The organism is Neobacillus niacini NBRC 15566 (assembly GCF_001591505.1).
GTDB classification, from domain to species: domain Bacteria; phylum Bacillota; class Bacilli; order Bacillales; family Cytobacillaceae; genus Neobacillus; species Neobacillus niacini.
In genome coordinates, this window is the sequence record NZ_BCVA01000001.1 from 305,514 (window position 1) to 324,242 (window position 18,729).

An 18,729-nucleotide genomic window follows, 5' to 3' on the forward strand; every position below is an offset into this window, starting at 1 on the left:
TTATTCGCCCTTAAAGGCTCGTTTTACTTTTGAGAAGAAGCCCTCTTCATGTTCACCTATTGGCGAGTTTCCACTAAGATCCGCAAACTCACGAAGAAGCTGCTTTTGTTTATCCGTTAATTTTGTAGGAGTAATAATGCGAACGATTATATGCTGATCCCCTACTCCATAACCACGAACATTAGGAATCCCTTTTCCTTTAAGTCGGAATTTCGTTCCAGTTTGAGTTCCGGCTGGAACCTTAAGTTTTACCTTACCATGTAAGGTAGGGACTTCAATATCATCCCCAAGCGAAGCTTGAACAAAAGTGATAGGCATTTCACAATAAACATCATCGCCATCTCTCTCAAAAAACTCGTGTTCTCGTACGTGGAAAACAATATATAAATCTCCAGAAGGGCCTCCGTTAATACCGCCCTCACCTTGTCCTGAGATTCTTAATTGTTGACCATCATCAATACCTGCAGGGATTTTAACATGAATCTTCTTCCGCTTTTTCACTTTACCAGTTCCGCCGCAGGTTGAACATTTATGTTTAATCTCTTTACCTGTACCGTTACAATGATGACAAGTACGGCGATTAACCACTCTGCCAAATGGTGTATTTTGCTCTATATTTAACTGTCCTGTTCCATGACAGTGTTGACAGGTTTCTGGCTTTGTTCCTTTTTTAGCACCAGAACCGTCACATGTACCACAGGTTTCTTCACGAGGAATTTCAATATCTGTTTCTTTTCCGAAAGCCGCTTCTTCAAAAGAAATAGTCATTGTATATTGCAGGTCTGCACCTTGTCTTGGGGCATTTGGATCACGTCTGCGCGAACCACCGCCGCCAAAAAAGGTATTAAATATATCTTCAAAGCCACCGAAACCACCGCCGAAATCACCGCCGCCGCCAAAGCCTTGATTTGGATCAGTATGACCAAATTGATCATAATGCGCCTTTTTCTGATCATCGCTTAGAACCTCATAAGCTTCAGCGATTTCTTTAAATTTATCTGCAGCATCAGGCTCTTTGTTAATATCTGGATGATATTGTTTTGAGAGCTTCCGATATGCTTTTTTTATTTCATCCTTAGAAGCGCTTTTACTAACACCAAGCACCTCATAGTAATCTCGTTTACTCATGATTACCACTCCCGAATCTGTCACATAAAGATTATTCTAACACAATAAAAACATAAATTACAAAGAAAAAGCCAAAGCCGATGCTGACTTTGACTTTTTCATTGGTTCGTTAATCGAAATTTTATTTTTCTTCCTTAATTTCTTCAAATTCAGCGTCGACTACATTGTCATCTTTAGCGCCACTCGCTCCGCCTTCTGCACCTTGTGCTCCTTGGGCTGCCTGAGCAGCTTGTTCATAAAGCTTAACGGTTAACGCTTGAACGATTTCTTGTAATGCGTCCTTTTTAGCACGAATTTCAGCTAAGTCGTTGCTTTCAATTGCAGCTTTTAAAGCATCCTTCGCTTCATTTGCATTTGCAACCTCAGCAGCGTCCACTTTTCCTTCAAGATCTTTTAATGTCTTTTCGGTTGTGAAAACTAACTGATCGGCTTCATTACGAAGCTCCACTTCTTCTTTACGCTGTTTGTCAGCTTCAGCGTTTTCTTCAGCTTCTCTGACCATTTTTTGAATCTCTTCATCTGAAAGACCTGTTGAAGATTTAATTGTGATTTGTTGTTCTTTATTCGTACCAAGATCTTTTGCACGTACATTTACAATACCGTTTTTATCAATATCAAACGTTACTTCAATTTGTGGAATTCCACGTGGAGCTGGTGGAATATCAGATAATTGGAAGCGGCCCAAAGTTTTATTTAGATTTGCCATTGGACGTTCCCCTTGAAGAACATGTATATCTACAGCCGTTTGGTTATCTGCTGCAGTTGAGAATACTTGTGATTTTGATGTTGGAATCGTTGTATTACGGTCGATTAACTTTGTAAATACGCCGCCCATTGTTTCAATACCAAGTGAAAGTGGTGTAACGTCAAGTAAAACAACATCCTTAACATCACCAGTGATTACGCCACCCTGAATAGCAGCACCCATTGCCACTACTTCGTCAGGGTTTACTCCGCGGTGCGGCTCTTTACCTGTTGCTTTCTTAATAGCCTCTTGAACAGCAGGAATACGCGTCGAACCCCCAACAAGAATAACTTTATCAAGTTGAGATGGAGATAAACCTGCGTCACTTAATGCTTGACGAGTTGGTCCCATTGTACGTTCAACAAGGTGAGCAGATAGCTCATCAAATTTCGCTCTAGTCATTGTTACTTCAAGGTGAAGTGGACCAGCAGCCCCAGCAGTGATAAATGGTAAAGAAATTTGCGTTGAAGCTACTCCGGATAAGTCCTTTTTCGCCTTTTCTGCAGCATCCTTTAAACGCTGTAATGCCATCTTATCTTGAGATAGGTCAATCCCATTTTCTTTTTTGAATTGCTCAACTAGGTAATCAATAATTACTTGGTCAAAGTCATCTCCGCCTAGACGATTATCACCAGCAGTAGATTTAACTTCGAATACGCCGTCACCTAATTCAAGGATAGAAACGTCGAATGTACCGCCGCCAAGGTCATAAACAAGAATGGTTTGGTCTTCGTCGGTTTTATCTAAACCGTATGCTAGCGCTGCAGCAGTGGGCTCGTTGATAATACGCTCAACTTCTAAACCAGCAATTCTTCCTGCATCCTTTGTTGCTTGACGCTCTGCATCATTAAAGTAAGCAGGTACAGTAATTACAGCTTTTGTAACTGGCTCGCCTAGATAATCTTCAGCATAAGATTTTAAATATTGAAGGATAATAGCTGACATTTCTTGTGGAGTATAGTTTTTACCTTCTACTTCCACTTTATAATCTGTTCCCATATGACGTTTAATCGACATGATGGTATTTGGGTTCGTAACAGCCTGACGCTTAGCTACTTCCCCAATTTGGCGTTCACCGTTTTTAAATGCTACTACGGATGGTGTTGTACGGTTTCCTTCTGGATTTGGAATAACCTTTGGCTCGCCGCCTTCTAGTACGGAGACACATGAGTTTGTTGTACCAAGGTCAATACCGATAATTTTACTCATAACCTTTTCCTCCTAAATATAATATGTAGGTCTTACTGGTTTACCTTAACCATTGATGGGCGGATCAAACGATCCTTTAAGATGTACCCTTTTTGGAATTCATCAGTCACAATATTTGAACCAAAATCTTCATCTTCTCCTTGCATAACGGCTTGATGGAAATTCGGATCAAATTCTTTACCAACAGCTTCAATTGCCTCGACACCCTCTTTTTTCAAGGCCTCCACTAAACTTCGATATACCATTTCCATACCTTGAAGCAACGTTTTGGTCTGCTCGTTATCAGCTTCAACTTTTAAACCTCTCTCAAAGTTATCTAAAACCGGGAGCAAATCAGTGACCAATTTTTGTGCTCTATATTTTTCACCTGCCTCGATATCTAATCGAGTACGACGGCGGAAGTTATCAAAATCTGCTTGAAGACGCAAATAACGATTATCTGCTTCTTCTAATTTACTAGTGAGGTTTTGAATCTCAGCAGCATAGTCTATATCGATTGAATCTTCTTTGGTTTCTTCTCCAGCAAAAACTGTTTCAACTTCCTCATTGGTAAGTTCAACTTGTTCACTGTTTTCAAATTCAACTTCTTCATTAACTGTGTTGTTCTTTTCGTTTGTCAACTTACTCACCTCCTTAAAGGTTGTTAAACATTTATAGTAATTGTTTAATTTCATGAAAAGGTGGGTGAAAACAAATCATTTCACCCTCAGTGAAAAAGAGTATTTTACTTAGGTGTAATACGCAGTATTTTACCTAAGTGTAATACGCAGTATTTTACCTAAGTGTAATACGCAGTATTACACCCTTACTCAATATTTCCACTGCTATTATTTTTGATACAGGTTTGTTAATACTGAGGTTAAATCATTACTTAAAAACTGCAGTAAGCTTATGACACGTGAGTACTCCATTCTCGTTGGTCCAAGAATCGCAATGGTGCCCAAACTCTCCGCACCAACAGAATAGGTTGCGGTAATAAGACTGCAATTTTCCATTGCACTGTTGTTGTTTTCCCTGCCGATTTTTACATGGATACCAGCAGAGTCATTTTTGATTAACGGATAGATCCACTCTTCGTGATCAATCATTTGCAGAAGAGTACGTATTTTACTGATATCATGAAATTCGGGCTGGCTTAACATATTTGTCTTTCCACCGAAGAAGAGTTTTTCATTAACCGGCATTTTAAGTGAATCGGCAATGGTGTGCAGCATTAAATCGTAATTCCGAATATGCTGCCTCAGCAGGGTTGCTACTTCCTTATAAATTTTATCGTTTAAATCCTCAAGAGCTACCCCTGTTAACCGTTCATTTAATATGTTTACTGTTTTTTCCAAATCACTTGCATCAACGGAAGGAGGCAAATAAAATGTCCGATTTTCAACATGTCCTGAATCCGTAACAAAGATAGCTACAGCTGATTCCTTATTTAAAGGAATAATTTGTATTCTTTTAAGTTTATTAAAGCTTGCAGCTGGACCTAAAACGATTGAAGTATAATTGGTAAGCTCAGATAAAATCTTTGCTGACTTTTGTATGATTTTCTCGAATTCAAAAATCTTTTCCGCAAAGATCGATTGAATAATCGAAATATCCTGCTTATTTAAGACTTGAGGCGACAGTAAATGGTCTACATAGTACCGATAGCCTTTTTCAGAAGGAACACGACCTGAAGAAGTATGAGTTTTTTCTATATAGCCTAATTCCTCAAGGTCAGCCATTTCATTCCGAATGGTTGCTGAACTAAATGAAATTTCTTCTTTTTTAGACAAACTCCTTGAGCCGACAGGTTGTGCAGACCGAATAAAATCATCAACAATAACCTGAAGAATCAATAATTGACGATCTGTTAACACCTTTCATCACCTCTGTTAGCACTCATTGAAGTCGAGTGCTAATTCTATTAATAAATTATCAAAAAAAGGGGGAGGGTGTCAATCATTTGCTATCAAGAAAATACAAAAGCGCCTTTTTAAAATCTTACTTTATGACACCTAAAAATGATTGAAAAACTTCATTTCCTAGCAGCCGCCCTGTTTTAGTTAAATATATATTATCTTTTTTTACTTCGATCCATTTTTTGGCAATTAAATCAGAGATCTCATTTTCAAAAATTTGAAGTGGGTCCATATCAAACTTTTCGATAAAATGGGATATAGACACACCATCTGTTTTTCGCAGACCTAAAAACATTTCTTCTTCTATTTGTTCTGCTTTTGAAGTTTGGTGTTCTTGAAAAATAGGGAGATTTCCGTCAGCAATTTGTTCCATATATTTTTTTAATGGTCCTGCATTCGATCGTCTCCAGCCATTCACATAACTGTGTGCTCCTGCACCGAATCCATAATAAAAATCGTTTTTCCAGTATGTTAGATTATGTTTGCTTTCATAGCCAGGCTTTGAAAAATTACTAATTTCATACTGGCTAAATCCATACTGTTCCATTTGTTCCATTAGCAGTTTATACATCTCCGCTTCCGCGTCTTCTCCCGGTGTAGGAAGTTTCCCTTTTTGCATAAGATTGTAAAAAACGGTTTTTGGTTCAATAATTAACGAGTACGCCGAATAATGTTGAATGTCCAGTGAAAAAGCCTCAATCAATGAATCTTTAAAATCTGTTATGGTTTGGGTCGGCAGACTGAAGATTAAATCAATGCTAATATTTTTGAAGCCAATAGACTTTGCATTCTCTACAGTCTGGTAAACATCCTCGGCACGATGGACACGACCAATACTCTTTAATAGTTCATCATTAAAGGTTTGAACACCAAGACTGAGTCGGTTTACACCTGCATTCCTTAATATTTGTAATTTTTCCTTGCTTAAATCTCCTGGATTCGCTTCAAAAGTAAATTCAAGTTGTTTACTCATCGGTAAGTTTCTGCTAATACTGTCACAAAATTTCTCAAGCTGCTTCGCATTTAAGGAGGTCGGTGTACCGCCACCCACAAATATGGTATCCAGTTGATCTGTTGGATATTTTTGTAAAGTAAGTATCATTTCCTGCTCAAGTGCCTCTAAATATTGATCTACCGGCTGCCCTTTTAGGAAAACTTTATTAAAATCACAGTAATGGCAAATATGTTCACAAAAGGGGATATGGAGATAGGCAGCTTTAATCATACTTTCACCTTCTATTCGGTTAGTCTCTTGAAAGAAAAAGAGGCTGGATTTTGCCTATTAATAAGACTTGTCCTAACCTCCCGTTTCGTTTTTATTTTTTTGTATTGTTATCATCCATTTTAAGGACAGCCATGAAGGCTTCTTGTGGGACTTCAACAGAACCAACCTGTTTCATCCGCTTTTTACCTTCTTTTTGTTTCTCGAGCAGCTTTCGTTTACGAGAGATATCTCCCCCATAACATTTAGCCAATACGTTTTTACCCATGGATTTAATGGTTGAACGAGCAACAATTTTTTGACCAATAGCGGCTTGGACAGGAACTTCGAATTGCTGCCTTGGGATTAATTCCTTTAGCTTCTCAACAATGACTTTGCCGCGTTCGTAGGCAAAATCTTTATGGACGATAAAGCTTAAGGCATCAACCTTTTCAGCATTTAACAATATATCCATCTTAACCAAGCTAGACGGTTTGTAGCCAATTAATTCATAATCAAATGATGCATAGCCTCGGGTGCTAGATTTAAGTTGATCAAAGAAATCATAAACAATTTCTGCTAGCGGAATTTCATAGATGATGCCTACACGGTTTTCACCTTGGTATTGCATATCCATAAAAATACCACGTTTTTGCTGACAAAGCTCCATAATTGCACCTACGTATTCATTTGGAGCCATCATCGTTGCTTTCACGTAAGGCTCTTCAACGTGGTCAATTTTCTGTGGATCCGGAAGATTTGAAGGGTTATCCACTTTTAATTGCGTTCCATTTGTCATGTGTACATCATAGATAACACTTGGTGCTGTTGTAATCAAATCAATCTTAAATTCCCGCTCAATCCGCTCCTGAATAATCTCCATATGAAGGAGACCTAAGAACCCACAGCGAAAACCAAAACCTAGGGCTTGTGATGTTTCAGGCTCGAACTGGAGTGCAGAATCATTTAACTGCAGCTTCTCTAATGCTTCACGTAAATCGTTAAACTTCGCAGTATCGATTGGATACAGTCCACAATACACCATTGGATTTAATTTACGATATCCTGGAAGCGGTTCGGTTGCACCATTTTTCGCATTAGTTATTGTATCACCGACACGGGTATCACCGACATTTTTAATTGAAGCTGAAAGGAATCCAACATCCCCAACGGTTAGTTCATCTAGCAATAATGATTTTGGTGTGAATACACCTACTTCATTCACTTCAAATTCTGCACCTGTTGCCATCATTTTAATTTTATCGCCCACTTTGACGCTTCCTTCTACTACACGAATGTAGGCAACAACACCACGATAGGCATCATAAAGGGAATCAAAAATTAGAGCTTTTAACGGGGCATCAGGGTCACCAGTCGGAGCAGGAACCGTTTTAACTACCTGTTCAAGGATATCTTCAATCCCAATACCTGCTTTAGCAGAGGCTAGTACCGCTCCAGAGGCGTCTAGTCCAATAACTTCTTCGATCTCATTACGAACCCTTTCTGGCTCAGCGCTTGGTAAATCGATTTTATTAATAACAGGTAAAATTTCTAGGTTATTATCTAATGCCAAATAAACGTTGGCCAGGGTTTGCGCCTCAATCCCCTGCGCCGCGTCAACAACTAAAACGGCACCTTCACACGCAGCAAGACTTCGTGAAACCTCATAGGTAAAATCGACATGCCCGGGTGTATCAATAAGATGGAAAATATACTCTTCTCCATCATTCGCTTTGTATTTCAACTGAACAGCATTTAACTTTATCGTAATCCCGCGTTCTCTTTCTAAATCCATTGAATCTAAAAGTTGAGATTTCATTTCACGTGAAGTTAATGCATTCGTTTTTTCTAGTATACGGTCTGCTAATGTTGATTTCCCATGGTCAATATGGGCAATAATTGAGAAATTTCGAATCTTTGATTGTCTTTTTAGTTTTTCTTCTCTATTCATGTGTTTCACTCCTACTATAACTCGCACAATTACACTATTTTTGATTATATCAGTACGGGAAATAAGATTCAATGAAAACAAGATGATGGTGGGTTTTACAAATAAAAATAGCGGTTTCCGAGGAGGAACCGCTGATATTTATTATTGAGTAATAAGGTTAATAAGTTTTTCAGAAGCAGTAGAAACACCTTCCGAGATTTTCTTCCCCATCGAAGAAAATAGATTAAAGGCACTTATTTCTTCAAGCTTCTTTTTCTTTTCATCGATGTCATGGCTTGATATGTCATTTCCCAAGAATGTTGCCTTAACATGGTCACCATTATCATTTAAGGCAACAGCATTTTGAAAATTAGGGTCGTCATAGCCCTTCATTTTATGAATACCGTCATTCGCTAATTGCATACCAGCTAACACCGAAATAAACATAAGTGAAACGATACAAAAAAATTTCAGCATGAACATTTTCATAGGACATGCTCCTTTACTTCTATTGTTTATCTGTGGATTGGTCTACATCATAATTTACTTTCTCTGCCTGCCAAAAGTATTCGCTAAAAACATCTGCAAGCGCTTCAGCTGAACGGTTTAACTCTTCAAATGTATTATCAACTCCGCCGAATTCAATTAACAAAGCATTTTCAGAAAGATTTTGATTGTATACACCGTTTGAGCCAGCGTCCTTTTTCATTAAAACTCCCCAACTAATTCCTTTATATTTTTCTTGTAATAAGTTATGGAGGTCTGTTGCTAATTTTAGATTTTTTTCATAATTAGGGTTTTTTCCTCCAACCACAAAAACTAGCTGCGCATATGCCTGTCCATTAATAATAGGGGTGGTTTTATCCTTACGTCGGGCATCCCGGTGGATATCAATTAAATAGTGAATATCATTATTTGTTGCCATTGCTTCCCTTACCAATTCACCAGATTTCGAATAGGCACCAGCCATTTTTACAGACCCCATTACATCTGATTTATCAATGGATGTTCCAATACCTCTTGCCTCTAGACCCGCTTTTAATTGATCCCCGATTTTTGTGACATTTAACTGGGAATGGTACGCAAGGTTAGGATCGGTTACCCCTTGTAAATATGGTAAGTAGGACTCGCGATTATGCGTAAAGTAGAGATGTACTACCTTTTTACCGCCTGTTGTAAGTGAAGGTGATGGTTTATCACCACTGCTGCTGCCTTGATCAATGCCCTCTAAATTTTGCAGGGAAGCTTCACGCTCCGCCTTCATTATTTCAATAGGCGGTGCTGATTCCATCGGCATGTTCGTATAATTGGAACCTTCACCAGCCACAACGATTTTTCCATCAAACTGAAAAAATCCTGGAAGTTCTCTGCCTAAGAGGCTCCTTGGGTCATTTAAATTTATATTGCTTGAGAGCTGGAAAATTAAGTTGGTTAACTTAGGGCTCGCTGTTAAATTATCTTCTATAGATAAAAAATGATGATTCTCCCAAGCCATTAGTTGATAAAGCATTTTCCCATTCACCTGATTTGCAGCGGTATTAACCGAAGCCGACACTGGCCGAAATTGAGGCTTTAAAGATGTTAATAACCCACTAATAGAAAACACTAATAGCATAAACAATAGGATAAAAGAGGTTACTTTTATTAGATTAGTACCTTGCACAGTCAAAAACAATCCAGAATTCTTAGTAGATTTCATGGTTCCACCTCTCAATTTAATTCTAGTAAATACTTATGACATTACTAGAATTGCTAGAACCATTATTCGTAATTGAGAGGTGAACACTTATAATTCATCTCGTATAGTAACCTGCATTTCCCTGATCAATATTACTGTGAAGCGAAGCATTTAACCCGCTTGCAATCAGATTAGCCATATCTTCAATAAACACATCTACTTCTTTTGGAGTAACCATTAAATTGTGTCCCAAAGGAGAGAGGACCTCGTATATTAATTTTCGTTTTTCTTCTTCTTCTAATGTTCCAATCATCCCAAGGAAGGTCTGACGATGCTTTTCTTCAGGAAGATCCTCCTCCGTTAGCTTTTTTCGTTTCCCAAATGTCATCCCCGCTGGTGCCAAGGCTCTTGAAGGCCGATTTCCTTCCTTAAGTTCCTTTCCAAAGTGCTTAAGAATAAAATCTATGGTGTCACTCGTAATGGAAACTGCATCGACAACGGTAGGAACACCAATTGCAATGACGGGAACTCCTAATGTTTCTTTACTTAATTCTTTTCTTTTATTTCCTACGCCAGACCCTGGGTGAATACCTGTATCAGAAACTTGAATGGTAGAATTAACTCTTTCAATAGACCTCGCAGCCAAGGCGTCAATGGCTATGACAAAATCAGGTTTGGTTTTCTCTACTACACCAAAAATAATATCGCTGGTCTCAATCCCAGTCAGCCCCATCACACCAGGTACCAAAGAACTAACCGGACGGTACCCATCCTCTACATGTTCAGGCTGCAATTCGAACAAATGCCGAGTGATTAATAAGTTCTCACAGACCATTGGGCCAAGTGCGTCAGGTGTAACATTCCAATTCCCCAGCCCTACCACGAGGCAAGAGGCATCCTTTTTAATCCCAGTTCCTTCTAAGAAGTGAGCAAATTCTTTAGAAAAAATTTCTTCCACCTTTTGTTGTAAAGGAGTGTCCTGCTGTCTAATCCCCTGTACTTCCATCGTTAAATAGCGGCCCGCTTTTTTACCGAGCTGTTTTCCTCCAGCTTCCGTGACCTCCACTAATGATATTTTTATATCATCTATATCTTTTTCTTTAATAATGACTCCTTCGATTTGGGAGATATTTTCTCCTTGTTGAACGGAGCCTTCCCTATCGGCAATAACCATCTCTCTTGCTTCAATCGCTAAATCCGTTCGAATGGAATACTGGCTTAAGTCAATATCAATGTTCTTGTTCTCCTGCACATGTCTCGCTCCCATCATTTATCTAGTTAGAAACTATTTCCTATTTTTGCCCCTTTTCGGCTAAAACATTCAGGTTATTCTTATATGTAGTTAAATCTAGTATTGCAATATAGGGTTTGGTTTGATAAAATATCTCTTGTTCTGATTAATTGTGAATGAAGGTAAAGTCGAGTTCATATAGTCTCGATTCTTTGTAGGAGGTGAAAGTAATGCCTAACATTAAATCTGCTATTAAGCGTGTAAAAACAAGCGAAGCTCGTAATGCTCAAAATACAACTGCTAAATCTGCAATGCGTACTGCTGTTAAGAAAGTAGAAGCTGCTGTTACTCTTAACGATGCTCCTGCTGCTAAAGAAGCATTCTCAACTGCTGCTAGCAAACTAGACAAGGCTGCTGCTAAAGGACTTATCCATAAAAATGCTGCTGCTCGTAAAAAATCACGTCTTGCTAAAAAAGCTAACTCTTTATAATAATAAAGAGCGAAATGCAAAAAACGATTCCCCTGTTGGAATCGTTTTTTGTTTTATCGTTTTATTTTAAAGAGCAGCATTTCAATTAGTAATGACTTATTCATTCCGCCAGTCTTCATCTGGTGATCCGCATTAGCAAGCATCGCCATAAGATGAGTCAATTCTTCATCTTTAAATTGATTGGCTTGCCCTGCTGCCAGCTTTACACGAAAGGGATGGGTTTTTAGAAAACCAGCAATTTGCTGTTGTCCATACCCTCGGCGTGAGAGCTCTTTGACTTGATAAATTAACCTGAACTGCCCTGCCAATAAAGCTAAAATTTTTATTGGTTCCTCATTTTGTTTTAACAAATCATAATAAATTCGAAGTGCATCCTCTGGCTTTCGCTGTACAACCTTCTCAATTAGTGTAAAAATATTTTGTTCAAGAGACCTTGAAACTAACTTTTCCACCATTGCCGCGTTAATCCTTTTTTCCTCTGCGGCATATAGAGCTAGTTTATCAACCTCACTGGAAATCATAAACATATTGGTTCCAACCAAGGTGATTAACAAATCCAGCGCATCCGGGTCAAAGACAATGCCATTCATGGTTGCTCTCTCTTTTACCCATTTTTTTAACTCATGTTCATTTAACTTTTTAGCCTCTACTGAGACGGCTGATCTTTTTAATTGCTTGGTAATTTTTTTTCGTTCATCCAGCTTCTCATACGGTGCTGAGATAACCAAAACCGTATAGGGTGCTGGGTCATTAATGTATGCTTCAAGACGGGAGAGATTATGATCCATTTTTTCCTTTGTTTTTTCTGCGGTTAAAAACTTAGGATTATGTAGAAAAATTACTTTCTTTTCACCTAAAAAAGGGAAAGTCTCAGCATCTTCTAGCGCCGCTTCAATAGGGACTTCATCTAGATCATAGGCGGTAAAATTAAAGTCCTTCTCTTCTTCCTCCAGAACTTGATTAAGCAGTAATTGTTTTGTTTCATTGATTAAAAATGCTTCTGTACCATATAATAAATAAATGGGAGCAATTTCCCGTTGTTTAATTTGTTTCCATATATCTAATACCATTATCCAAGCTCCCCTTCGATTCTCGTTCCATTATCTATCGTAATGAAGCTTGGACATTTTGACAAGTGTTAAAAGGGAATAGACGCTTTTCTGACAAGCGCCAATTCCCGATCTATAATGAACGCCTGCAATCAAAGCCCTAGGATCATTTAATTGCTTGGCGGAGTTCCTTGTGTAAATTTAGTGTCACCTTTTTAGGTTAAAGTATTTGTGTCAACTCTTGTCAATAAAGGAAGTAGATATTGAATGTATGCTGGATTTTTTAAATAAAAAAGCTTATACTATTATGTGAAATAGGAGGGGTATACTGTGAATGAATTTGAAAAGAATGTGCAAAGTAAACGCAATGACGCAATTGATTCTGGGGTAGGTTTTATCGTTTCTTTTGGTTTTTTTGCTACAATGTTTATTATTGCAACAGTTATTAAAATTATCGGATCCTAATGTACGCTACATAATGAACCTTTGGAGGCTGCATATCTGCAGTCTCTTATGTGTCTCATGAGCTATTGCTTTATATTATGTAAAAAGGGAGAAAAGGTTCCACTTTCATTATAAAACCGAAAGGTAACTGCACCATGCAGGTCAGTCCTATAAATAGTTGTGTTAGATAGTTGTTCTAACACTTCGTTATCGGGATGACCATAGCGATTTTTTTCACCAACCGAGATCCAGGAAATCGATGGTGTAATACTGTTTATAAATTTCTCACTGCTTGAAGTTTTGCTGCCATGATGGCCGGCCTTTAAAACATCAATATCCAAATCCGGATATTTCCTAATGATCCTTTCTTCACCTTCTTGATCGAGATCACCGCCAAAAAACCACTTAAGACCTCCAATATTTGCGATTATTGCGATGGAACCGCTATTTCGCTCACCTTTATAATTTTTTTCAGGACCTAAAACATAAAAGAGGCTTTTTTTATTTTTCCATTGGCTTCCTTCAGCTACCTTTACTACTTGTATTCCCTTTTTAGTAGCCTCCTGGATAATGGTTAATTCTGATTTTGAAGGTTCTGCAACAGATGGCATAATGATCTGTTTTACTTTAATTTCCTTTAAAACAGCCAAAGCCCCTCCAATATGATCACTATCACCATGTGTGAGAATCAATTTATCTACTTTCTTGATTCCCTTGCCTTTCAAAAATGGAACAACGACATCTCTCCCAACTTCAAATGGTTTTGCAGCCTTTTTCCATTGCTCCTCTTCGAACTGAACTGTTCCACCAGTATCAATTAAATAAGTACCCTGACTAAATGGGTAGTGGATCAATATACTATCTCCCTGTCCAACATCAATCATGGTGATTTCTCCAAAAGGATTTACTACATTCCAAACGTTCTGAAATGTAAATAAGATAATCGCCAAAAGAATAATAACTTGTTTCCCTTTGTTCTGCAAACCCATTTCCCATACTAGAAAAATCATCAGGATAAACAGAATATAAACGATAAGGCTTAGCCAATTGGGTCTTCCGGTTATGAGTTGAGCAAAAGATAAGTCTGCAAGCCGTTCGATTAAGCCATTTGCCAAAGTGATAATATTCATAAATAAATTTATGAGAATGGATGGAGTATCATCAAAAATAAGCTGAATGAAAAACAAAAGATAGAAACCGGGAAGAAAAACAAACGAAAAGAGTGGAATATAGAGAAGATTGGCCGCAATGCTCATAAAGGAAACCTCAAAAAAGTGGTACAGTAATATTGGCAGCGCTGCAAGTTGTGCAATGACGGATATGACAACCATTGCCGAAACTATTTTCTGGTAACGAGACAAAATGCTGGTGGAAGAAAAAATAATTGCGAAACTGACGGAAAAAGATAACTGAAAGCCTGCATCTGTTATAATCAGCGGGGTAAATAACACATAAACCATCAGCGTGATGCTTATAGCATCAATCGGTGACAGTTTTAATTGTTTCTTCCATCTTAAAATAAATAAAACAAGGAAAATCGTTAACACCGCCCGAATTACAGATGGGGATGCACCAGTTAAAATCGCGTAGATTGGCAAAATAATAAGAAGAACATTCATCATAAACTGTCTGGTTAATCCGATTCTAATGCCTAAATAAAAAAGCATCCCGATTAATAAAGAAACATGCAGACCAGAAATGGCCAGTAAATGGACAATGCCTGTCCTTTGATAGTCCATTAATGTCTCTGGATCAAACATACTCCTATCACCAAAAATTAATGCTGCTGAAAGAGCTGCAATTTCAGGTGGAAAACTTTTTTCAAGGTAACGAATGCCAATAAAACGCATTTCTTTAATCACAGTTAATGGACTTGATATAACTCTGGAACATTTGCTTAAAGGGTGTGTGTTTAGTTCGAGGATCTTATAAACTTGTTTACTGGATAAATAATTTCGGTAGTTAAATGCATTAGGATTTTTAGCAAAGGGAGGATTTTTCAATTGTCCAGTTACTTGACAGAGACGACCATAAAAGTTGGTGTTTTTTAACTTCTCTTTCTCTTCCTCTGATTTAATTTTATAGCGTATTATAAGCTTTTCTTTATTCTTTTTTTCTAATGCTGTAACCTGGAGCATATCACCATCCACTTTTGTGTTCTCTGCATATTGCACATGGAAGATAGATAGGCTGTCTGACAGTTTAGAGTTATTATTTGCTGCAGTATGTTCACCGGTGAGATAAAAAATAAAGAACAGACAGAGGACGAATGTAAGCTGTGGGGTGGTATATCTCTTATATTTGTTCAAAAGAATAAGGTAAATAAGGGTTAATAGAAGGAACAGAAGCATAGAGAATAGCGAGGTTAAAACACCTAATAATGCAGCAATTGCAAAATAAAAATATTTACCATTCATATCGTTCTCCTTTTTTCAGCAGAATTTCACGCCGGAGAGACCGGCGCTTGTCTACATACTATTTATTTAATTGGCGTAAATCGATCACTGATTCTTTTAATTCTACCTTTTCAGTCTTTACGTTTGCTTGCTGAAATAACTCGAGTGCGTGCGGGTGATTCTTATAATCTTCTGCATAATAGACAGTTTTAATCCCAGCTTGGATAATAGCTTTACAGCACTGTAAGCACGGGAAATGTGTAACGTAAATTTCCGCTTCAGCGGTAGGTACGCCAAATTTGGCACATTGCAGGAGAGCATTCATTTCTGCATGAATCGTCCTTACACAATGATTATCTATCACATAACAGCCTTTATCGATACAATGGTCTCCTCCCGCAATCGAACCATTATACCCACCCGCAATAATTCGCTTATCTCTTACAATCGTTGCTCCCACTGTAAGTCGCGTGCAGGTACTTCTTAATGCCAGCAAATGGCTTTGAGCCATAAAATATTGATCCCAAGAAATGCGTTCCACTCTCTCCAACTCCTCCAAATTTCGATTTATTTCTCCCTTAAGTGTAATATTGGAGACTTTAATAGGTCAATAAGATTTCCTTATTGAACTGTAATTAAATCTTTTAGTTTATCAAATGTTTTGTCACCGATTCCACTTATATTTTTTAAATCTTCAACATTTTTAAATAGTCCATTTGTTTCCCTGTATTCTATAATGGCAGCCGCCTTTGAAGGACCGATTCCAGGCAGGTTTTGTAATTCAATTTCACCCGCTTTATTAAGATTAATTTTCCCTTGTTTAGCGCCTCCCGTTTCCGAAGGATTAGTCGTCAATCCCTGCGTCACACTCCCATCCTCTCCCTTTGCGGGAATATAAATCACCATTGCATCCTGGACATGTTCCGCAAAATTCACCTTGCTTTCATCAGCATTTTCCGTTAAGCCTCCCGCACGCTGAACCACATCTATTACTCTTTCATCCTGACTAGTTGAATAAACTCCGGGCATTTTGACCTGCCCCTTTACATCTACTATGAGGCTTTTGATTTCCTGAATTTGGTTTTGCGGCGGTTGGGCTGCCTCTTCTTCCCCATTTATGTCTGTTAGGACAACTTCTTCCACATTAATTTCTGAAGGGGATTTTCTTTCATCAAAAAAATAATAACCGGTCATAAGAGCTATGATTACAGTGATAATGAGATAAATTTTATGCTGATACATCCAATCCTTCATAAGTAATTCATCCTTTCAGTTGGTATATTTCACTATCAATTTTCATATTGTTATTAGAGAATCTGCATGCGAAGGAGGGTCGGAATAATGAAAATTGGTATCATTGGTACCGGTAATATGGGGACAATTTTAATCGAGGCTTTGATTGATGGAAAAGCACTTTCCCCTTCTTCAATGGTGATAACAAATAGAACAAAAACAAAAGCGATGCTGCTTAAAGATAAATATAATGATATTAGGGTTGGGGAAAATGCAGCTGCTGTCGCGTCTCAATCCGATTTGGTGTTCATTTGTGTAAAACCCTTGGATGTTTTTAAAATCCTTGAAGAAATCAATCCCCATTTAAATACTAGGAAATGCATCATTTCCATCACAAGCCCAATCGATACAAATCAACTTGCGGCGAAAACAACTAGTTCTGTCATTAGGGTTATTCCAAGTATTACAAACCGTGCATTAGCTGGAGTTTCTCTTATAACATATGGAGAACAATGCAGTAACAGTTGGAAAACAAAAGTGGAGAGTTTATTTGCAAAAATTTCGGTACCAGTAACAATTGACGAGAAAATTACGAGGGTGGCCTCTGATATTGTCAGCTGTGGTCCAGCATTTTTCAGTTATCTGTTACAACGTTTTATCCTTGCTGCTGTTAAAGAAACTGAGATTGATCAAGAAACGGCGACAGTGATGGCCAGTGAAATGATTGTGGGTCTTGGAGAGTTAATTAAACAGGGACATTATACATTGCCTTCGTTACAAGAAAAAGTCTGTGTTAAGGGTGGTATCACAGGTGAGGGTATTAAAGTAATGGAGGAAGAGCTTGGAGAGATTTTTGAACATGTTTTCCAAGCAACACATTCAAAATTTAATGAAGACCTAGAAAAGGTTCACTCACAGTTCTATAAGCAATAATTCGTTAAGATTTAACAAAATCCTTTATTTTTTTCAAGAAAAGCCATCTTTTTTACAAAGATGGCTTTTTTCTTGAAATGAAGAATATTCGTTCTGATTGTTCTTGTGGTTCTTGATTCTTGAAATCTGCACTGATTTCCAGTAATTCAAAACCTGCTTGTTCTAACCACTCAGAGTACTGTTGAACAGGGTATGTTTTTTGATAATGAAGTTCATCGAATCGATTATACTGTCCACTCTTTTCATCTAAAACAAAAAAACTTAATTCATGCTCTACACTATTAGGGGAATCACCAGCAAAACTGTTCCAAATATAGGACAAATGTTCCTCTGCTAATGTAAAGCTTTGGTTAATAAAAACATGAGAAATTTTATAAATAGAATGAACATCAAAAAAGAATAACCCGCCATCCTTTAGGTGTTTGTAAGCACTAGTAAATGTATGTATGACATCGTCATCAGATTGCAAGTAATTTAATGAATCACAAAAAATACCGATAATATCAAATTCTTCGTGTCCTTCTAAATTTGCCATATCTTGTTCAAAAAAAGGAATTTGCAAACCCTCTTCTTGTGCTTTTGCCTGTGCAACAGCGAGCATATCAGCAGATAAATCTACACCTGTAACCGAAAAGCCCTCCTTTGCGAAACGAACGGAGAGCTCTCCCGTACCACAGGCCAAATCCAGTAGATCTTTACCACTTACTTGATACTGAACCAACTTTTCTTTTACAAATCTCACCCATTCATCATAAGGAGCATCCTGCATGAGCTCATCATATAGATAGGCAAACTGCTCATAACTCATGTTGTTAGCTCACTGCGAATATCCTCTAATGGCGCATCGCCCCATAAGCGTTCTAACTTATAGTAACTTCTCTCATCACGATGGAAAACATGTGCAACCACATCTCCAAGGTCAATTAAAATCCATGTCGCTTCATCAAAGCCTTCCATTCTGCGCACATTATATCCATTTTCTTCTGCTTTTTCTTTAATTTCTCTGGCAATTGCCTGAACCTGTTTGTCCGAGTTTCCGTGACAAATGATGAAGTAATCGGCAATTAAAGAAATACCCTGCATATTTAATGCTAAAATATCTTCCGCTCTTTTATCATCTGCAGCTTTTACAGCAATTTTTAATAACTCTTGATTAGACATTA

General features: G+C 37.9%; 17 protein-coding genes and 1 pseudogene. 3 read left to right on the forward strand and 15 right to left on the reverse strand.

The features are described from left to right. The 9 genes from dnaJ to gpr all read right to left on the reverse strand — a co-directional run bounded on the left by dnaJ (position 1) and on the right by gpr (position 11,056). A complete protein-coding gene (dnaJ, locus tag BANA01_RS01625) occupies positions 1-1,128 on the reverse strand; it encodes a molecular chaperone DnaJ (RefSeq protein ID WP_063251347.1) in 1,128 nt (375 codons plus the stop codon). A 121-nt stretch (positions 1,129-1,249) separates the two neighbouring features. Continuing rightward, positions 1,250-3,082, reverse strand: a complete 1,833-nt coding sequence (gene dnaK / locus BANA01_RS01630) for a molecular chaperone DnaK (protein ID WP_063251348.1) — start codon at positions 3,080-3,082, stop codon at positions 1,250-1,252. A gap of 32 nt (positions 3,083-3,114) precedes the next feature. Continuing rightward, a complete protein-coding gene (gene grpE / locus BANA01_RS01635) occupies positions 3,115-3,702 on the reverse strand; it encodes a nucleotide exchange factor GrpE (RefSeq protein WP_063251349.1) in 588 nt (195 codons plus the stop codon). Positions 3,703-3,909: 207 nt separating this feature from the next. Continuing rightward, positions 3,910-4,938, reverse strand: a complete 1,029-nt coding sequence (hrcA, locus tag BANA01_RS01640; RefSeq protein WP_063251350.1) for a heat-inducible transcriptional repressor HrcA — start codon at positions 4,936-4,938, stop codon at positions 3,910-3,912. Between the two features lie 124 nt (positions 4,939-5,062). Continuing rightward, positions 5,063-6,205 carry a radical SAM family heme chaperone HemW gene (gene hemW, locus BANA01_RS01645; protein ID WP_063251351.1) on the reverse strand — a complete coding sequence of 381 codons (1,143 nt, stop codon included), beginning with the start codon at positions 6,203-6,205 and terminating at the stop codon, positions 5,063-5,065. A gap of 91 nt (positions 6,206-6,296) precedes the next feature. Continuing rightward, positions 6,297-8,132: a translation elongation factor 4 gene (gene lepA / locus BANA01_RS01650; RefSeq protein WP_063251352.1), complete on the reverse strand. Its 1,836-nt coding sequence runs from the start codon at positions 8,130-8,132 to the stop codon at positions 6,297-6,299. A 141-nt stretch (positions 8,133-8,273) separates the two neighbouring features. Beyond that, positions 8,274-8,588, reverse strand: a complete 315-nt coding sequence (locus tag BANA01_RS01655; protein WP_235847038.1) for a DUF3679 domain-containing protein — start codon at positions 8,586-8,588, stop codon at positions 8,274-8,276. 31 nt (positions 8,589-8,619) lie between these two features. After that, entirely contained in the window at positions 8,620-9,810 is a 1,191-nt protein-coding gene (spoIIP, locus tag BANA01_RS01660) for a stage II sporulation protein P (protein ID WP_063251354.1), read from the reverse strand. Positions 9,811-9,904: 94 nt separating this feature from the next. Beyond that, the gene (gene gpr / locus BANA01_RS01665; protein WP_063251413.1) at positions 9,905-11,056 is read right to left on the reverse strand and encodes a GPR endopeptidase; all 1,152 of its coding nucleotides are present in this window, start codon (positions 11,054-11,056) and stop codon (positions 9,905-9,907) included. Between the two features lie 194 nt (positions 11,057-11,250). On the opposite strand from gpr, the gene rpsT reads away from it, so the two are divergent. After that, positions 11,251-11,511 carry a 30S ribosomal protein S20 gene (gene rpsT / locus BANA01_RS01670; protein WP_063251355.1) on the forward strand — a complete coding sequence of 87 codons (261 nt, stop codon included), beginning with the start codon at positions 11,251-11,253 and terminating at the stop codon, positions 11,509-11,511. A gap of 53 nt (positions 11,512-11,564) precedes the next feature. Here rpsT and holA read toward each other — a convergent pair whose 3' ends face one another. Beyond that, positions 11,565-12,581 carry a DNA polymerase III subunit delta gene (gene holA, locus BANA01_RS01675; RefSeq protein WP_063251356.1) on the reverse strand — a complete coding sequence of 339 codons (1,017 nt, stop codon included), beginning with the start codon at positions 12,579-12,581 and terminating at the stop codon, positions 11,565-11,567. A 309-nt stretch (positions 12,582-12,890) separates the two neighbouring features. On the opposite strand from holA, the gene BANA01_RS28945 reads away from it, so the two are divergent. Then, positions 12,891-13,025 (forward strand): YqzM family protein, encoded by a 135-nt coding sequence (locus BANA01_RS28945; protein WP_045517769.1) that lies wholly within the window; start codon positions 12,891-12,893, stop codon positions 13,023-13,025. A 62-nt stretch (positions 13,026-13,087) separates the two neighbouring features. Here BANA01_RS28945 and BANA01_RS01680 read toward each other — a convergent pair whose 3' ends face one another. From BANA01_RS01680 to BANA01_RS01690, 3 genes and pseudogenes are all read right to left on the reverse strand, one after another. Further along, on the reverse strand, positions 13,088-15,421 hold the full coding sequence (locus BANA01_RS01680; RefSeq protein WP_063251357.1) for a DNA internalization-related competence protein ComEC/Rec2: 2,334 nt from the start codon (positions 15,419-15,421) through the stop codon (positions 13,088-13,090). A gap of 61 nt (positions 15,422-15,482) precedes the next feature. Continuing rightward, positions 15,483-15,941: pseudogene (locus tag BANA01_RS01685) on the reverse strand (ComE operon protein 2); the annotation flags it as partial. Between the two features lie 80 nt (positions 15,942-16,021). Then, complete coding sequence (locus tag BANA01_RS01690) at positions 16,022-16,654, reverse strand: helix-hairpin-helix domain-containing protein (RefSeq protein WP_063251359.1); 633 nt, start codon at positions 16,652-16,654, stop codon at positions 16,022-16,024. Positions 16,655-16,741: 87 nt separating this feature from the next. Here BANA01_RS01690 and comER point away from each other — a divergent pair, with 87 nt between their 5' ends. Beyond that, the gene (comER, locus tag BANA01_RS01695) at positions 16,742-17,566 is read left to right on the forward strand and encodes a late competence protein ComER (RefSeq protein ID WP_063251360.1); all 825 of its coding nucleotides are present in this window, start codon (positions 16,742-16,744) and stop codon (positions 17,564-17,566) included. A 52-nt stretch (positions 17,567-17,618) separates the two neighbouring features. On the opposite strand, the gene BANA01_RS01700 is transcribed toward comER, so the two are convergent. Further along, positions 17,619-18,374, reverse strand: a complete 756-nt coding sequence (locus BANA01_RS01700; RefSeq protein WP_063251361.1) for a class I SAM-dependent DNA methyltransferase — start codon at positions 18,372-18,374, stop codon at positions 17,619-17,621. Further along, positions 18,371-18,727, reverse strand: coding sequence for a ribosome silencing factor (rsfS, locus tag BANA01_RS01705; protein WP_063251362.1), 357 nt, complete (start codon positions 18,725-18,727; stop codon positions 18,371-18,373). The genes BANA01_RS01700 and rsfS overlap by 4 nt, the downstream gene beginning before the upstream one ends. Positions 18,728-18,729 lie beyond the last annotated feature (2 nt).

Coding starts and splice junctions, on each gene's coding strand:
- dnaJ (WP_063251347.1), bottom strand. CDS start 1,128: ATGAGTAAACGAGATTACTATGAGGTGCTTGGTGTTAGTAAAAGCGCT.
- dnaK (WP_063251348.1), bottom strand. CDS start 3,082: ATGAGTAAAATTATCGGTATTGACCTTGGTACAACAAACTCATGTGTC.
- hemW (WP_063251351.1), bottom strand. CDS start 6,205: ATGATTAAAGCTGCCTATCTCCATATCCCCTTTTGTGAACATATTTGC.
- lepA (WP_063251352.1), bottom strand. CDS start 8,132: ATGAATAGAGAAGAAAAACTAAAAAGACAATCAAAGATTCGAAATTTC.
- BANA01_RS01655 (WP_235847038.1), bottom strand. CDS start 8,588: ATGCTGAAATTTTTTTGTATCGTTTCACTTATGTTTATTTCGGTGTTA.
- spoIIP (WP_063251354.1), bottom strand. CDS start 9,810: ATGAAATCTACTAAGAATTCTGGATTGTTTTTGACTGTGCAAGGTACT.
- gpr (WP_063251413.1), bottom strand. CDS start 11,056: ATGGGAGCGAGACATGTGCAGGAGAACAAGAACATTGATATTGACTTA.
- rpsT (WP_063251355.1), top strand. CDS start 11,251: ATGCCTAACATTAAATCTGCTATTAAGCGTGTAAAAACAAGCGAAGCT.
- holA (WP_063251356.1), bottom strand. CDS start 12,581: ATGGTATTAGATATATGGAAACAAATTAAACAACGGGAAATTGCTCCC.
- BANA01_RS01680 (WP_063251357.1), bottom strand. CDS start 15,421: ATGAATGGTAAATATTTTTATTTTGCAATTGCTGCATTATTAGGTGTT.
- BANA01_RS01690 (WP_063251359.1), bottom strand. CDS start 16,654: ATGAAGGATTGGATGTATCAGCATAAAATTTATCTCATTATCACTGTA.
- comER (WP_063251360.1), top strand. CDS start 16,742: ATGAAAATTGGTATCATTGGTACCGGTAATATGGGGACAATTTTAATC.
- BANA01_RS01700 (WP_063251361.1), bottom strand. CDS start 18,374: ATGAGTTATGAGCAGTTTGCCTATCTATATGATGAGCTCATGCAGGAT.
- rsfS (WP_063251362.1), bottom strand. CDS start 18,727: ATGTCTAATCAAGAGTTATTAAAAATTGCTGTAAAAGCTGCAGATGAT.